The organism is Desulfolutivibrio sp. (assembly GCF_036584575.1).
Lineage (GTDB): Bacteria > Desulfobacterota > Desulfovibrionia > Desulfovibrionales > Desulfovibrionaceae > Desulfolutivibrio.
Window position 1 is genome coordinate 45,498 of record NZ_JAZHDB010000115.1, and the last position, 15,502, is coordinate 60,999.

Here is a 15,502-nt window from a genome sequence, read left to right on the forward strand (position 1 = left end):
TGGAAAACGGCTGATCGGGGCGTGCTCCCTTCTGCGGGCGCAGGCCGGGACCGGTCCCGCGCCCACGGAGGGGGCGTTGCGGCAGGGTCAATAGTAATCGCCCTGCATCTCGCCCATCTCCTCCTGGGGTTCCAGGGCGGCCAGAAGTTCCATGACATTGAGCAGGGCGCTGGACAGATGATTTAAGTCCGAAGCGCTCAATCGCGAGGGGTTGTCCAGCAGCTCGCTGGCTCGGGCCGCCAGTTTGAAGGCGTTGTCCAGTAAAAGTTCTTGAGGATCGGACAGGTTTTCCACTAAAAAGCCCCTTTGTCGGTGTGTATTTTGGGCGTGGTGGGCCATACGTCGCCCGCGCCTTCATTGGTGCTTGTAGACCCGGTGGCGGAAAAAATCCAGCCGTTCGCCGGGGCCGTAAAAAAGGTCATGACTATGCCGCAGACGCCGTGGGTTTTCGCTTCGCGCATGGACAACGTGCGCCGTTCGTTTATTCGGGAAATTCTCAAGGTCACCGCCGACCCCTCCATCATCTCCTTCGCCGGCGGCCTGCCCCAGCCGGGCCTGTTTCCGGCGCCCGCCCTGGCCCGGGCCGCCGAAGCGGTCATCGCCGAGTCGGGTTCGGAAAGCCTGCAATATTCCACCACCGAAGGCGATCCCGAGCTGCGGCGATTCATTGCCGGGCGCTATCAATCGCGCTTCGGCATGGACGTGGACCCCGACTGGATCATCATCACCACGGGCTCCCAGCAGGCCTTGGATCTTCTGGCCAAGGCGTTTCTCGATCCGGGCGACGGGGTGCTCGTGGAGCGGCCGGGATATATCGGGGCCATCCAGCTTTTTTCCCTGTTCCAGGCCGAATTCGCCTCCGTTCCCCTGGACGACGACGGCCCGGACCCCGAGGCCCTTGGCGCGGCGCTTTCCGGGCGTGCGCCGAAGCTCTTTTACAGCGTGCCCAATTTCCAGAACCCCTCGGGCATCACCTGGTCGCGGGAACGTCGGGAACTGGCCGCCGGGCTTCTGGCCGATTCCCCGACCATCCTCATCGAGGACGACCCGTATGGCGAACTGCGGTTTCTGGGCGAACACCAGACCCCCCTGTACGCCCTGCGCCCGGATCGCACCTTCCTTCTGGGCTCGTTTTCCAAGGTCGTCTCCCCGGGGCTGCGCGTGGGCTGGCTGGTGGCCGACCCCCAGTCGCGCGTCAAGCTGGTCACGGCCAAGCAGGCCTCGGATCTGCACACCTCCACCCTGGCCCAGCGCATCCTCGTGCGCTATCTGGCCGATAACGACCTGAGCGCCCATGTGGAGCGCATCAAGGCCGCCTATCGGCGGCAGCGCGACCTGATGGTGGCCCGCATCGAGGAGCTGTTTCCCCCCGAGGCGCGGTGCACCCGGCCCGAGGGCGGCATGTTTTTGTGGATCACCCTGCCGGAGGGCGTCTCGGCCTTCGACGTCTTTGACGCGGCCATCAAGGAAAAGGTGGCTTTTGTGCCGGGCGGGCCGTTTTTCGTGGACGGCACGGGCGCCAACACCATGCGGCTCAATTTCTCCAATTCCGACGAGGAGCGCATCGACGTCGGCATGCGGCGGCTGGCCGCCTGCCTGGACAAGGTGTTGTCCCGGGCGGGCTCGTGATGTGAGCCGAAGCCAAGGGTCAAGTCCCGGACGGCGTCATCTGCCTTGTGAGGGTTCTCCGGACGCGGTCAGGATCGCCCCCCAGGGGTCTGCCCGGTTGCAGGGAATGAAAAATATTTGCATAGAGAGCATGGCTGGAATCTGCATCGGGAAGATTTTGACATGTGGCCATTCGAAAAGCGGCCATGGGAGGTTTCGTCCATGAAAATCCTCATCGTCGACGATGATGTCGTGTCCAGGATCACGCTACTCCGCTTTTTCTCAGACCATGGAAACTGCGCCGTCGCGACGGACGGCTTTGAGGGGGTGGATCTGTTCAAGGGGGCTCTGGAGGGAGGAGAGCCCTTCGATCTGATCTGTATGGATATTCAGATGCCGGGGCTGTGCGGCATCGACGCCTTGGCGCGGATGCGCGACATGGAGCGTACGGCGGGGATTGTTCCCGGCCGCGAGGCCAAGGCGGTCATGGTCACCTGCCATGACGACGTGAAAAACGTGAGCGCTTCGTTTTTCCAGGCCCAGGCGACCTGCTTCGTCGCCAAACCCGTTTCCTTCAATACCCTGGCCGCAACCCTGCGCCGGGAAAATATTCTCCCCTCGTAACGCATTGTTTGCGGGACGAAATACGCGGGTACGTTCCTTGGACCGATGACGAGGCCCCGGTTTTTCGAAACCGGGGCTTTGCGCCGCCAGGACAGGCGTCGCCGTCCATTTCCAGCATCAAAACGGCTGATAGAGCCGCCCCGACGTCCCCGAGACCTCGGAGGCGTCGAAGGCGTTTTCGAAGCGCCGGATGTCCGTCCCGTGCGGGGACTCGATGATGGCCACCACATCGAAGCGGCAGGGCGTGTCCCACAGGTCCTTGGCCGTGAGGTAGGCGCTGGCGGCCTTGATGATGCGGGAGCGTTTGGAGGCGGTGACCGCCCCGGCCGGGTCGGCCTGGGGGGAGACGGCCCGGGTCTTGACCTCCACGAAGACCAGCGTGTCGCCAAAGGCGCAGATGAAATCCACCTCGCCCGCCCGGCAGCGCCAGTTGCGGGCCAGGATGCGATATCCGGCGGCGGCCAGATGGTCGGCGGCCAGGTCTTCGCCGCGTCGGCCCGTGGCCAGGTGGGCGGCGTCCGTGGTCATCCCGTGTAGGTCAGGGCCAGGACGGTGATGTCGTCGGCCTGGGGCGCGTCGCCTTCATAGGTGATGACCGACTCCATGACCGTGTCGGTCAGGGCGACGGCGCTTTTGTCCGTGGCCGCCCGCAAAAGTTCAAGCAACCGCGGGCTGGAATACAGCTCCTCGGCCTCGTTCATGGCCTCGGTGACGCCGTCGGTGTAGACCACCAGGGCGTCCCCCGGGCCCAGGACGATGCGGCCGGTGCGGTAGGCCGTATCGGCCATGATGCCCAGAAACAGGCCGCGCGGCACGTCGAGGAACTGCGTGGTCCCGTCCGCGCGCAGGAGCACCGGCGGGTTGTGCCCGGCGTTGGAGAAGACCAGCTCCCCGGTGGTGAAGTCGAGGATGCCGCAGAACATGGTCACGAAGAGCAATTGCTCGTTGTCCACGCACAGTTCCGTGTTGACCTTGGACAGGATGGCCGCCGGGTCCATGTCCGGCTCGGCGTTGCCCTTGACGAGGGTCTTGGTCACGGCCATGAACAGCGCCGCCGGAACGCCTTTGCCCGACACGTCGCCCACGGAGAAAAAGAGGTGGGTCTCGTCGAGCAAAAAGAAGTCGTAGAGGTCGCCGCCCACCTCCCGGGCCGGTTCCAGGGCCGCATGCAGGTCGAAGCGGCTGATGTCCGGGAAGGGCGGGAAGCGCTTGGGCAGAAAGCTCATCTGGATGTTCTTGGCGATCTTTAATTCCGACTCCATGCGCTCCTTGGCCTTGGTGGTCTCGGTCAGGTTGGCGATGTAGTCCTTGAGGGCGTTGCGCATGTTGTGGAAGGAGCGCGACAGCTCCCCGACCTCGTCGCTGCCTTTGACCGTGGGCAGGTCCACGTCCAGGTTGCCCTTGGCGATCTCGGAGCTTTTTTCGGCCAGGGTGCGCAAGGGCCGGGTGATGCGGATGGAGATGACGGCGATGACCGCGAAAAGCAGGGCGAAGCCGACGGCCCCCAGGGTCAGGATCTCCCGGCTTAAGGTGTGCAGGTCGGCCAGAAGCTCGTTTTCCGGCACGATGATGCCCATGGACCAGCCGGTGGCGGGCGCCGGGGCGTAATAGACCCAGGCCGGTTTGCCGAAAAAGGCCTCGGGCAGCCGGGCATAGCCCTCCGCGCCCCGGACCATGGCCTTGCCGATGTCGCGCAGTTCCACGCTGCCCATGTCCTCGGCCAGGCTGAAGATGCTTTCGCGCATGAGATAGCGGTTTTCCGGGTGGGCCACGAACACGCCGTTTTTGCTCAAAAGGAAGGCATAGCCCGAATTGTAGACCGAGATTTTGGCCACCAGGGATTTGAGCCAGTCCAGGGAGATGTCCGCCGTGACCACGCCCGAGAAGGTCTTGCCGCCGTCGCGGAAGAAGGGGACGCTCAGCGTGGTCATGAGGATGTCGCCGCCGCCCTCGTCGAAGTAGGGCTCGCTCCACATGGGTTTTCCCAGTTCCTTGGGGATCAGGTACCAGTCTTGGAGAAAATAATCGTAGCCCTCGCCGCCGAGCATGGTGAAGGACAGGTCGTTTTTGTCCTTGAAAGCGTAGGGGGCGAAGTACCGGGTGCGGGGTTCGAAGGCATAGGGCTCAAAGGCCACGGTGGCGCCATAGACCTCGGGCATGGCGTGCAGGAAATCGCGCAGAAATTCCCTGAGGTCACCGATGGGCGGAAAGGATTCGTCCAGGTTGAAGGCCAAGAAGGTGGGGATGCGGGCCACCCCGGCAAAGACCGTCTCCATGCGCTGCACGGAGTCGTGGGCCAGGTTCTTGGCGCTCTCGGCCACGTTTTTGAGGATGAGCTGGCGGGAACTGTAATAATTGTAGGTGAAGGCCGCCGCGAAGATAAGCGTGGTGCTGGTGAGGATGAAAAGGGCCAGCTTGAACCCGAGTCCGAAGCGTCTGGCGCTACTGTGCGGGGTCGGCATAAAACGCCTCGTAGGAGGGGATGTCGGTGATGAGCCTGGCCCGGTGCATGGCCTGGGTCACGGCGTCGAATTCGACCCGCGACAGGGAGCCCGGCGCGGCGGTCACGCCCGGAGGCATGATGATGTCCTGCATGCGGGCCAGCATCCATTTCTGGTGCATGCGGTTGGTGGGCAGGTTGGCGGCGTTGACGTGGCTCATGACGATGTCCAGGGCCTTGTCCGGGTTTTCGAAGGCCCATTTCCAGCCTTCCAGGGAGGCTGCGGCCACGGCCCGGCACAGGGCCGGGTCTTCATGCCAGGTTTTTTCCAGGCAGTAGACGCCGTCCTCGGGAAAATTCAGGCCGTGCTCGTCCATGGGGAAGACCGTGAGCTCGTCCGGGTCGAGGCCGGTGTTCAGGATGGTGTGGTATTCGTTGTACAGCATGCCCGAGACCACCTCCACGCCGCCGCGCAAAAACAGATCCACGGTGAATCCCTGGGGCTTGGGGATGACGCGCACCCCGCAGTCCCGGAAAAACGTCTCCTGCTGGAGCCGAAACTCCGGCCCCCACATGCTGACCTTGCGGCCGTCCAGGTCTTTGGGGTCGCGGATGCCGCTGTCTTTTTTGGCGATGAGCAGAAGCGAGGAGCGGCGCACGATCTGGCAGATGTTGACCAGGGGCAGGCCCTCGGCGCGCAGCCTCAGGGCCGTGGCCAGAAAAAAGGTGCCGAAGGTGGCCCGGCCGTCGGCCAGGAGCCTGGACGGCGGGCTTTTGGGGCCGCCGCGCAGGATGGTCATGTCCACGCCGCGTTGCCGGTAGAAGCCCTTGGCCAGGGCGACATAGTAGCCCGCGAACTGGGCCTGGGGCTCCCATTGGGGGATGAGCACGGCCTTTTTGAGCTCCTGGGCCGCAACCAGGGGACAGGGGGCGGCCAAAAGCCCGAAAAGGGCGAGAAAAAGGCCTGCAAGCTGGGCCGCGCGGAGGGGCAAGACGACCGGCATAGGTGGATTCATATGCCTTTCCCGGAACAAAGGAAAGCACAGCCCAGGTTGCGGTCAATCTGGCCCGGCGTCGTCTTTCTGGAACTCCAGGATATCCCCCGGGGTGCAGTCGAGGGTCCGGCAGATGGCCGAAAGCGTGGAAAAGCGGATGGCCTTGGCCTTGCCCGTTTTGAGGATGGACAGGTTCTGGGCGGTGATGCCCACGGCCTCGGCCAGCTCCTTGGAGGAGATTTTGCGGCGGGCCAGCATGACATCCAGATTGACGATGATGGACATGGCGTGGGCTCGTGCCGCGTTCCCCGGGGATGTCGGTTTGCGCCGGGGAACGCGGATGCGTTGCGGGTGATGGGCGCGCCGCTTCAGACGGTGAGGGCCTGTTCCTCGTCGAGCCTGCGGCCTTCGTCCATGACCCAGGAGATGAGCAGAACCAGTCCGCCCAGAAACAGGCAGTCGAGTTCCCCGGAGCCGATGCCGAGCATGAACAGCCGCGTGCCCGGCGGGTTGGGCAGGGTGATGATCATGGACAGAAGGGGCGTCTGGACGAATGCCGCCCCGGCCCACCACAGGAGGGACTTGCCCAGGTCGCGGTAGCAGGCCACGTTTTGTGCGTCGAAGATGATCCCCTTCCGGTACAGGGCGAAAAGCCGCCGCAGCCGCGACAGGGCGTAGAGCAAAACGCCGCAGGGGATCATGGTGACGAAAAAGCCCAGCAGGCGCAGGCCGTGTCCGAGTTCCGTAGACGGGGCCACAGGCAACGGGGCGTACGTGGAGTGGGGCAGCTCGTTGAGAAAGAACCAGTAGGCCGCAAGGCAAAGGGGCACAAGGCCCATGAGCGCCAGACACAGGGCGTTGAAGGCCCGGCTTGCGCTGCGGATGCGAACAAGGTTGTCCATGCTGTCCCCCAGCGTCACGAGGCGGCGACGTCGCCGCGCACGAGTTCGATCAGGTCGTTTTGAAAGTCGGCGTTCAAATCGTCAAGTCCCCGGCACAAAAAGGGGCCGCCGCGCAGCCGGAAGCGGTTGGCGTCGAGCAAAAGGGTACCGGTTGCGGCGTCGAGCACCCGCAACTGGTAGCGAAAGGCCGTCTCGGTCCCCCACAGGGTCGGCAGGCCGATCTGCAGTTTCCCCACATATTCCGTGACGGTCAACACGGCCACGGTATCCGCGCCGCAGGCCCGTGCGGCGGCCGTAAGCTCCATATCTCCGGCGTCGGGCCAGGACCGCTCGCCGAGGGCGGTCAGCAGGCCATCCCGGGAAACCGGCACGGCCGTGGCCAGGGAGGTCAGGACGGCGGTGGCGGCGGCCAAGGCCGTGATCTCCTTTTCCGCTGCGTTGGGGGTGTCTTCTCCATTGGCCACCCGGGCCAGGATGATCAGGCGTCCCAGATCGCGCCCGGACAGGGATGTGGTCCGGGCCAGGCCGGTCACGTCGGAGCCTTTTTTCACGGTGGCGCAGCCCGACGAATACAGGGTCAAAAGACCCGCCAGAAAAAGCAGCAGAAGGGTTTTCATGTCTCCTCCAAGGTGTTGGCGCTTGTGGCCGACGGGGGTGTCCGGTCCGTCGCGTCCGGATCGCGCGGGCTGGAAACCGACGGCAAGGAGGATGTAAACAATAAAAAATTATCGTGCAACAATAATTTTATATCGTTAAGCGGTTGTCCGACGCCTACCCTGAAAGCAGACAGAAAAAGGCCCGCCCCGCCGGTTGGGGCGGACACGGGCCGGGATGTGGGCATGGTGCGCCGTTCTCACGGCGCGTTTCTCCAAATAACGCCTGGTCGGCCTGTCCGGATCGGTCGTCAGGCGGGCGTTTCGGGGACGGCGGGCTAGAGCTTTTGCCCCAGGTCGCGGACAACATGCAGCATGACGGCGGCGGCCGCCGCGAACACGCCGGTGGGATCCGCTGCGGCGAGATGCCCCGTCAGATCGGCAAGTCGGGGGGCCAGCCCCTCGCGGCACTGCTTCCCTGCCTGAGAGGCCATGTCCGGCGCACCGCTGAGAAATCCCTTGGCCAGAAGCGCGATCAGGTATTCGAGATCCAGGGCGAGTTGATGGGCCATGGCCGACATGGCCCCGTCCGCCTCGTCCGCCGCGCAAGGTGCCGCGCTCGTGGCCGGGCCGAACAGGCGGGTGAAGGCCTCGGGCAGTTGGCCCGCCTGGGTGGCGTCGTCCATCTCCGTCAACCGGGCCAGGAGCGCGGGCAGGGCGAAGTCCGGTTCCATGCCGGGGAGGACGGGGCGGTCGTCGGGAAGCATGTTCACCAGTTCGGCCGGGGCCAGGGTGACCAGCTCCAGCCAGTCGTCCATGGCCTGACCGCCTGGGGCCACCGGCCCGCGAAAGAGGCGGCTGCCGAATTCCACGGCGCTTAGGAAAAAAAGTTTGGTTTCAAGGGATATCGGCTCGAGAGGAATCATCGGCACATCTCCTGTTGCGGATAGGGTGGCGTCGGGGGTAGATACCTGGGTTGGACAAGTACCCTTACCCCCTTCAGGCATGAGGTGGAAACGCGATGCACAACAAGGAAGAGCAGGATGCCCTGCGAAAAAACGTCCTGGCCCGCATGAAGCGGATCGAGGGACAGATCCGGGGCATCCAGAAGATGATCGAGGACGGCAAGGAGTGCGAGGACATCCTGGTGCAGGTGCGGGCCGTGCGCTCGGCGCTCACGGCGGCCAGCGGGCTGATCCTCAAAAGGTATCTGGTGCGCTGCCACGGCGAGGCCTTGGATGATGTGGAGGGCGACAGCCGTGAATCCCTGGAAAAGTTCATCCGGGTCATGACCCACTTCATCGACCGCTAGCATGGCGACCCGGAACACGTCCGGCCGTATTTTTTAAGAACGCCGAAGCCGCTCGCATCGTGCCCTGGGATTGGGCGGCACGCCGGTGAGGATCGCAACCGGCGGCCCGCTCGCTGGCGTGGCCCGTCGCGCCGGATCGTCCTTTTGTGGGTCACGGGCGTCACTCGTCCGTGAGTTGTTCTTCGGTCAGGCCGAAGCGTCGGCGTCGCGACCGGTAGTCCTCGATGGCCTTGTCCAATTCCAAGGCCGTGAAGTCCGGCCACAGGACATCCGGAAAGCTGAACTCGCTGTAGGCCGACTGCCACAAAAGGTAGTTGCTCAGGCGCAATTCGCCGCTGGTGCGGACGACGAGGTCCGGATCGGGCTGCCCGGCGGTGTACAGTTCGGCGGCGAACCGCTCCGCCGTGATCTCCTCCGGGGGCAGGCCCTTGGCCGCAAGCGTCCGACAGGCGCGCAGGATCTCCTCGCGACCGGAATAATTGAGGGCCAGGTTGAGGCGCATGGTCTGGCAGGCGGCGGTTTTTTTGATGACATGGGACAGGGCCTGGCGCGGGGCCAGGGGCAGGCCGGACAACTCCCCGAACACCGAAAGCCGGATGTCGCGTTCAAGCAGGGCGCCGACCTCGCGGGTCACGAACCGGGTCAGGAGGTCGAAAAGGAAGCTGATCTCCTCCTTGGGCCGTCCCCAGTTTTCCTTGGAGAAGGTATACAGGGTGAGATGCCCGACGCCACGCTCCCGGCACCGGGTGACCACGGCCTTGGCCGCGTCGGTCCCGGCCTTGTGGCCTTCGCTGCGAGGCAGCCCGCGTTTTTGCGCCCACCGGCCGTTGCCGTCCATGATGATGGCCACGTGGCGGGGCAGGTCGTCGCCTCTCAGGGTCAAATCTCCATGATCTCTTTTTCTTTTTTCGCCAGGGCGGCGTCGGTCTTGGCCACGTAGGCGTCGGTGAGCTTTTGGATCTCCTCCTGGCCCTTGTGCTGCTCGTCCTCGGAAATCTTTTTGTCGCTTTTGAGCTTTTTGAGAACCTCGTTGGCGTCGCGGCGCACGTTGCGCACGGCCACCTTGGCCTCCTCGGTGTACTTCTTGGCCACCTTGGCCAGATCCTTGCGCCGCTCCTCGGTCAGGGGAGGGATGCCGATGCGGATGATCTTGCCGTCGTTGACCGGGGTAAGTCCCAGGTCGGATTTGAGGATGGCCTTCTCTACGACGGAAAACGCCTTGCGGTCCCAGGGCTGGATGGTGATGGTCCGGGAATCGGGGGTGGACACGGAGGCGATCTGGTCGATGGGCGTGAGCGTGCCGTAGTAGTCCACGCGCACGCCGTCGAGCAGGGAGGTCGTGGCCCGCCCGGTGCGCAGGCGGGCGAACTCCTTGTCCAGGCTGACCAGGGCCTTTTTCATCTTGTCTTCAGCTTCCTTGAGGGCTTCGCGCATATCATTTGTCTCCTTCGACGAGGGTGCCCACCTGTTCCCCGGAGAGCACCCGGGTGAGGTTGCCCGCCGTGAACATGTTGAAGACCACGATAGGCAGGCCGTTATCCATGGCCAGGGAGATGGCCGTGGTGTCCATGACCCGGAGCTGTTTTTTTATGACGTCCATGTACGAAAGCCGTTCGAACTTGACCGCATCCGCATGCTTGACCGGGTCTTTGTCATAGACGCCGTCCACCTTGGTGCCCTTGAGGATGGCCTGGGCGTGCAGTTCCATGGCCCGCAGGGCGGCGGCGGTATCCGTGGTGAAATAGGGGTTCCCGGTTCCGGCGGCGCAGATGACCACCCGGCCCTTGTCCAGGTGATGCATGGCCCGGCGGCGGATGTACGGCTCACAGACCTCCCGCATGGCGATGGCGGACATGACCCGGGTGGTCAGCCCCAGCTTTTCCAGGGCGTCCTGCACGGCCAGGGCGTTTAAGACCGTGGCCAGCATGCCCATGTAATCGGCCGAGGCCCGGTCCATGCCTGCGGCCTGTTCGGACATGCCGCGAAAGATGTTGCCCCCGCCGATGACCAGGGAAACCTGGGCCCCGGCGGCCGCCGCCTGGGCGATGTCCCGGCAAAACGCCTCGATGGTGGCGGTGTCCAGGCCGAACGGGCGCGATCCGGCCAAGGCCTCGCCGCTGATTTTAAGCAAAACCCGGGAAAATCGCAATTTCGCCATGAAGTCCTCCAAGGGGAAAGGGTGGGTTGATCCGTGGCCCGCACTTCCCGGGTCCGCCAGGGAATGTAAACCCCGACGGACGTTCCGGCAACAGCCAAGCGCGGGGGACGGCGTTCGCGCGCGGGAGCGCCGCGCCCCCGCCAAAAAAAACGGGCCTTGCGGCCCGTTTTTTTGCGTCACCTCTGCGGCTACTGGGCGTCTTCGCCCAGGGCAAAACGGCAAAAGCGGCCGATCTGGACGTTTTCGCCCAGCACGCCCACCAGCTCGTTCAAAAGATCCTGGATGGAGACCTTGTCGTCCTTGATGAACGGCTGCTCCAGCAGGCAGACTTCCTTGTAGTACTTCTTCACCCGGCCATCGACGATCTTTTCCGCGATCTGCTCGGGCTTGCCTTCGGCCATGGCCTGGTTCTTGTAAATCTCGCGCTCCTTGGCCAACAGGTCGGCCGGGACTTCGTCCGGGCCCAGACACACGGGGTTGGCGGCGGCGATCTGCATGGCCACGTTCTTGGCGAATTCCTGGAAACGGTCGGAGCGGGCAACGAAGTCGGTCTCGCACTTGATCTCGACCATGACGCCGATCTTTCCGGTGGAGTGGATGTAGGAACCCACGACGCCTTCGGTGGTGGCCCGTCCGGCGCGCTTCTGGGCCTTGGACAGGCCCTTCTCGCGCAGCCAGGAAATGGCCTTGTCCTCGACGCCGCCGCATTCCTGCAGGGCCTTTTTGCAATCCATCATGCCCGCGCCGGTCTTGTCGCGCAGGGTCTTGACCGCCTGGGCGGATATCTCAGCCATGTTACGCGTCCTCCTCACTGGTTGCTGTCGTGGCCGGGGCCTCTTCCTCGGGCTTTTCAGCGGCCTTGGGAGCGGCCTTGGCGGCCTTCTCGGCCAGGCCGCGCTCCTTGTGCATGGCGTCGCCTTCCATGCAGGCCTCGGCGATGGAAGCGGCAAAAAGCTTGATGGCCCGGATGGCGTCGTCGTTGCCCGGAATGATGTAGTCGATCAGGTCCGGGTCGCAGTTGGTGTCCACCACGCCGATGACCGGGATGCCGAGCTTGCGGCATTCCTGCACGGCGATCTCCTCGCGCTTGGGATCGATGACGAAGGCGGCCTGGGGCAGGCCGTCCATGTCCTTGATGCCGCCAAGGGTCAGGTTGAGCTTGGTGACCTCACGGTTCATCATCACGATTTCCTTTTTGGGAAAGCGGCTGATGGAACCGTCCTCGAACATGCGTTCCAGGGTCTTTAGGCGCTCGATGCTCTTTTTGATGGTCTGGAAGTTGGTGAGCATGCCGCCCATCCAACGGTTGGTGACGAAATACTGTCCGGCGCGCTCGGCCTCTTTTTTGACCGACTCCTGGGCCTGGCGCTTGGTGCCCACAAAGATGATCTTGCCGCCCTGAGAGATGATGTCCACGATGAAATCGTGGGCCTTCTGGTACATTTTGACGGTCTGCTGCAGGTCGATGATATGGATGCCGTTTCTGGCGCCGAAGATGTAGGGGCGCATCTTGGGGTTCCAACGCCGGGTCTGGTGACCGAAGTGGACGCCGGTCTCCAGGAGCTGCTTCATGCTGACATAGGCCATGGTGTCGATCTCCTTGGTTTTTTTCCTCCATCCCGGTCCAAGCCCGTCAACCTCCGGCGCATTCGCGCCCGGGGCACCCGGGGCCGCTCCGGGATGTGTGAGATGGGGAACAGGGATGCTTAGTCGATATTTGGGCTGATGGCAAGAGGGATGTCGGAGGCCAAAGCGCCCTGTCCCGCCAGTCGGGAGGGCGTCCGGCATGCCTGCGCATCACCGCCGTACCGTACGGGTGGTCCGGAATACGGCCGGGGGCCATGCCGGGACGCATGCCCCGGCCGTGCGGCTTTTTGCGGGGTAGGATGCGGCCCCGCCTATTTTGTGAGGAATTCCTCGTCCAGCAGATGGGGGAAGCACGACGTGTAATGGGCCTCGGCCCGGCTCAGGTCGTCGGGGCGTCCGATATCCAGCCAGTTTTCGATGATCGGGAAGATGGACGGAAATTCTTCACGGGCGATGAAGCCGTTGATCAAGGTAGGCATGTCCAGATAGTCGTCGGAAGGCACCCGAGCCAGGACAGAGGGGGAAAGCAAGTATATCCCGGCGCTGATGAAAGAACTGCGCTTGGGTTTCTCCACCAGTTGCACGATGCGGTCGTCTTCGTACTCGATGACCCCATAGGGCACCTGGTAGCGATGGTTGAAGGCGCCGACGCAAATTTGGCTTGCCGTGTCGGAGTGGAATTCCAGCATGCTTTGCGGGTTGAAGTTGCACAGCAGATCGGCGTTCATGACGAAAAAAGGCTGCGTCAGATGTTCATGCATAAGCGACAAAGAGCCCGCGGTGCCCAGGCGCTTTGTCTCCTCGATATAGGTGATGTCCACGCCCAGACGGGAGCCGTCGCCAAAGCGTTCCCGTATCATATGCCCAAGGTAATTGACTGAAATGACAAAGCGGTGGAAATTGAAATAGCGGAAATGGGCGATGATGGTTTCCAGGATCGTATGGCCGCCGACGCACAGCAAGGGCTTGGGGCAGCTCTGCGTCAGCGGCCGCAGGCGTTCGCCGAGCCCTCCGGCCATCAAAACGACCGGGTTGTCGTAGATGGCGTCCGAGGTTTTTGGCGCGGACTTCGTGCTCCATCCGATCAGATCCTGTAAAAGGACGACGGAGCGATAGACTCCGGCTTCATCGACGAGGGGAACCTGTTGGATATCGTGCAGGCGCATGGCGGCCAAGATTTCTTGCGGCGGCATGTCCTCCGGAAAGACCCGGGGAGTGGGATTCATGACCTGGTCCACCAAGAGATCCAGGGTGTGCCACCGCAAATAGGCGCGACGGATATCTCCGTCGCTGATGACCCCGGCGATGGTGTCATCGTCACGCAGCACCACGACAAGTTTTGCAGCGGTATTGTCCAGCACTCGCAGGGCGTCCGTTACCGACTGGCCTGAACGTACGGTTATTTTTTTAGACATGAAGGTCGTTTCCCCTGTCATGGGTTCGAAGCAAAACTGTTTGTACACCTGCCAGTTGCTCCACGTACGTAACGGGAGCAAGCTATCCCTTCTTCTCTTAACATTCCACCTCGTCAGGGAGGAAGAGGAGAGAGGTGGCTCCGATGCTCGGATACAAGTGGCTGGGAGAAGATGGAACCGGTTGTTCGGTTGCGTCGCCAGGGGGGCGTGGTGAGGATGGCCGGATCCTGGCCCACAATTTTGTTTCAGATAATATAAGCAGTCAGGCGTCCCCCTGTCCAGTCTGGCGGACGGGTCGCCGTCGTTTCCGGCTTCGCCCCTGATATGGCTGTCCGCGTGCCGTAAAACGATCATTCCTCCTGCGTGTCCGGGCGATGCCTGGAATCGGCAAAAAAATCCCGTAGCAAGCGTAAAAGCGAGGCCGCCGCCGGAGGCGGCGTCCTGGTCCGGTCCCGGGCCAGCAATACCGTGGCCGCCAGGGGTTCGCCGCTCCAGGCTAGGATTCTCAGCCGCCCCCGGCCCGCCTCCCCGGCCACAAAAAAACGCGGGGCGACCGACACCCCAAGTCCGGCCAGGACGCAGCGTTTGACGATTTCGGCGCTGGCGCATTCCACATGCCCCGCCATGCCCGCGCCCTCTCCGGCCAAAGCCCGCTCCATCGCCCCCCGGGCGCTCCAGACATGGCGCGTCAGCACCAGGGGGACGCCCTCCAGGTCGTCGGGCCCCACGCATTCCCTGTGCGCCAGGGGGCCGTCCGGGGCCGTGAAGACCACCAGGGGCTCCCGCCAAAGGCTCTCCACCGCAAGTCCCGGGGCGGAAAACGGTTCTCCGAGCAGCAGCGCCGCGTCCACGGTCCCCCGGCGCAGGTCGTGCAACGTGCCCTGGCGGGACGTGGTTGCCAGATGGACCCTGGCCGCAGGAAACGCGGCCTTGAATTGGCGCAGCACCGTTGGCAGGCAATACGCGCCGAGGGTTTCGGACACCCGCAGGCGCACCTCGGGGCCTTCCTCCTCGCCGCACACCACCTGGCGGGTCCGGGCCGCAAGCTCCGTCAGTCGGGCGGCATGCCAGAAAAGCCGCCGCCCCTCCGGGGTCAGGACCACGCGGCGGCCGCAGCGGGCGAAGAGCTTCACTCCCAGTTCCTCTTCCAGGGCCTGGATGCGGCTGGTTACGGTGGACGGCGCCACGTGGAGGGCCTGGGCCGCCTGGCGAAAGGACAGTTCAGCGGCCACGGCCAGAAAGGTGCGCAGGAGAAGGGTTTCAGGCATGGTTCGATTTTTTTGAATTAACGGTGCGAATCAATCCGTTTGTGACGGCATGTAACCTTGGATAGCCTGCTTTTCAAGGGAAATCATCGATTCGATATAATGAAATTTAAAACAGCAGCCGACGGATGACGCGCCGGACGCCGTATGGGGAGGTGCCGTGGACGTTTTGCTGGCGGGATGTGTGGCGGCGGCCGCCGGATTGGCCGGATTCACCCAGGGATTGGCCGGATTCGGCTCCACGCTGGTGGCCCTGCCCGTGCTCGGGGCGGTCCTGGAGGCCCGGACGGCCACGCCGCTTGGCTGTCTGATGGCCCTTGGCATCAACGTCTGCCTCATGGCCCGGCTTCGCGGCCGGGTGGCCTGGCGCGAGCTGTTGGTGCTGCTTTTCGCCTCTGTGCCGGGCATGGCCCTTGGGGCGTGGATGCTGTGGGATGCGCCCGAGGCCCTGCTCAAGGGGTTTCTCGGGGCCTATCTGGTCTGGTGCGGGGGGCGGGGCGTCGTCACGGCCGGGCGGGAGACGCCCTCCATCGTCGGCGCGGCCCTGCCAGCCAGCGGGCAAGCGACTTCGACAAGTCCATTGTCGACCTGGCCACCTCCATC

19 protein-coding genes are annotated in these 15,502 nt (G+C 63.7%); 4 read left to right on the plus strand and 15 right to left on the minus strand.

Features of this window, described 5'->3' with window-relative positions; genetic code table 11:
- Positions 1 to 87 precede the first annotated feature (87 nt).
- Positions 88 to 294: a hypothetical protein gene (locus V3572_RS09100; RefSeq protein WP_332110675.1), complete on the minus strand. Its 207-nt coding sequence runs from the start codon at positions 292 to 294 to the stop codon at positions 88 to 90.
- Positions 295 to 426: 132 nt separating this feature from the next.
- Here V3572_RS09100 and V3572_RS09105 point away from each other — a divergent pair, with 132 nt between their 5' ends.
- A complete protein-coding gene (locus tag V3572_RS09105; protein ID WP_332110677.1) occupies positions 427 to 1,629 on the plus strand; it encodes an aminotransferase-like domain-containing protein in 1,203 nt (400 codons plus the stop codon).
- Positions 1,630 to 1,830: 201 nt separating this feature from the next.
- Positions 1,831 to 2,232, plus strand: a complete 402-nt coding sequence (locus V3572_RS09110; protein ID WP_332110678.1) for a response regulator — start codon at positions 1,831 to 1,833, stop codon at positions 2,230 to 2,232.
- A 117-nt stretch (positions 2,233 to 2,349) separates the two neighbouring features.
- Here V3572_RS09110 and V3572_RS09115 read toward each other — a convergent pair whose 3' ends face one another.
- The 7 genes from V3572_RS09115 to V3572_RS09145 form a co-directional block, all read right to left on the minus strand.
- Positions 2,350 to 2,760 carry a YraN family protein gene (locus V3572_RS09115; RefSeq protein WP_332110679.1) on the minus strand — a complete coding sequence of 137 codons (411 nt, stop codon included), beginning with the start codon at positions 2,758 to 2,760 and terminating at the stop codon, positions 2,350 to 2,352.
- Positions 2,757 to 4,694 carry a SpoIIE family protein phosphatase gene (locus V3572_RS09120; protein WP_332110681.1) on the minus strand — a complete coding sequence of 646 codons (1,938 nt, stop codon included), beginning with the start codon at positions 4,692 to 4,694 and terminating at the stop codon, positions 2,757 to 2,759. The genes V3572_RS09115 and V3572_RS09120 overlap by 4 nt, the downstream gene beginning before the upstream one ends.
- Positions 4,675 to 5,688: an ABC transporter substrate-binding protein gene (locus tag V3572_RS09125; RefSeq protein ID WP_332110682.1), complete on the minus strand. Its 1,014-nt coding sequence runs from the start codon at positions 5,686 to 5,688 to the stop codon at positions 4,675 to 4,677. The genes V3572_RS09120 and V3572_RS09125 overlap by 20 nt, the downstream gene beginning before the upstream one ends.
- 42 nt (positions 5,689 to 5,730) lie before the next feature.
- Entirely contained in the window at positions 5,731 to 5,952 is a 222-nt protein-coding gene (locus V3572_RS09130) for a helix-turn-helix domain-containing protein (protein ID WP_332110683.1), read from the minus strand.
- A gap of 83 nt (positions 5,953 to 6,035) precedes the next feature.
- Positions 6,036 to 6,569 (minus strand): DUF2975 domain-containing protein, encoded by a 534-nt coding sequence (locus tag V3572_RS09135; RefSeq protein WP_332110684.1) that lies wholly within the window; start codon positions 6,567 to 6,569, stop codon positions 6,036 to 6,038.
- 14 nt (positions 6,570 to 6,583) lie between these two features.
- Positions 6,584 to 7,186: a hypothetical protein gene (locus V3572_RS09140; protein WP_332110685.1), complete on the minus strand. Its 603-nt coding sequence runs from the start codon at positions 7,184 to 7,186 to the stop codon at positions 6,584 to 6,586.
- A 314-nt stretch (positions 7,187 to 7,500) separates the two neighbouring features.
- On the minus strand, positions 7,501 to 8,088 hold the full coding sequence (locus V3572_RS09145; RefSeq protein ID WP_332110686.1) for a hypothetical protein: 588 nt from the start codon (positions 8,086 to 8,088) through the stop codon (positions 7,501 to 7,503).
- Between the two features lie 95 nt (positions 8,089 to 8,183).
- On the opposite strand from V3572_RS09145, the gene V3572_RS09150 reads away from it, so the two are divergent.
- On the plus strand, positions 8,184 to 8,474 hold the full coding sequence (locus V3572_RS09150) for a metal-sensitive transcriptional regulator (RefSeq protein WP_332110687.1): 291 nt from the start codon (positions 8,184 to 8,186) through the stop codon (positions 8,472 to 8,474).
- Positions 8,475 to 8,634: 160 nt separating this feature from the next.
- Here V3572_RS09150 and uppS read toward each other — a convergent pair whose 3' ends face one another.
- The 7 genes from uppS to V3572_RS09185 all read right to left on the minus strand — a co-directional run bounded on the left by uppS (position 8,635) and on the right by V3572_RS09185 (position 14,902).
- Complete coding sequence (uppS, locus tag V3572_RS09155; protein WP_332110689.1) at positions 8,635 to 9,357, minus strand: polyprenyl diphosphate synthase; 723 nt, start codon at positions 9,355 to 9,357, stop codon at positions 8,635 to 8,637.
- Positions 9,354 to 9,908: a ribosome recycling factor gene (gene frr / locus V3572_RS09160; RefSeq protein ID WP_332110690.1), complete on the minus strand. Its 555-nt coding sequence runs from the start codon at positions 9,906 to 9,908 to the stop codon at positions 9,354 to 9,356. The genes uppS and frr overlap by 4 nt, the downstream gene beginning before the upstream one ends.
- A 1-nt stretch (position 9,909) precedes the next feature.
- Entirely contained in the window at positions 9,910 to 10,632 is a 723-nt protein-coding gene (pyrH, locus tag V3572_RS09165) for a UMP kinase (protein ID WP_332110691.1), read from the minus strand.
- A gap of 188 nt (positions 10,633 to 10,820) precedes the next feature.
- Positions 10,821 to 11,426, minus strand: a complete 606-nt coding sequence (gene tsf, locus V3572_RS09170) for a translation elongation factor Ts (RefSeq protein WP_332110692.1) — start codon at positions 11,424 to 11,426, stop codon at positions 10,821 to 10,823.
- Position 11,427: 1 nt separating this feature from the next.
- The gene (gene rpsB / locus V3572_RS09175) at positions 11,428 to 12,219 is read right to left on the minus strand and encodes a 30S ribosomal protein S2 (RefSeq protein WP_332110693.1); all 792 of its coding nucleotides are present in this window, start codon (positions 12,217 to 12,219) and stop codon (positions 11,428 to 11,430) included.
- A 311-nt stretch (positions 12,220 to 12,530) separates the two neighbouring features.
- Positions 12,531 to 13,682, minus strand: coding sequence for a nucleotidyltransferase family protein (locus V3572_RS09180; RefSeq protein WP_332110694.1), 1,152 nt, complete (start codon positions 13,680 to 13,682; stop codon positions 12,531 to 12,533).
- A gap of 302 nt (positions 13,683 to 13,984) precedes the next feature.
- Complete coding sequence (locus V3572_RS09185; RefSeq protein WP_332110695.1) at positions 13,985 to 14,902, minus strand: LysR family transcriptional regulator; 918 nt, start codon at positions 14,900 to 14,902, stop codon at positions 13,985 to 13,987.
- A 157-nt stretch (positions 14,903 to 15,059) separates the two neighbouring features.
- Here V3572_RS09185 and V3572_RS09190 point away from each other — a divergent pair.
- On the plus strand, positions 15,060 to 15,502 hold a 443-nt coding region (locus V3572_RS09190), incomplete at its 3' end, for a sulfite exporter TauE/SafE family protein (protein ID WP_332110697.1).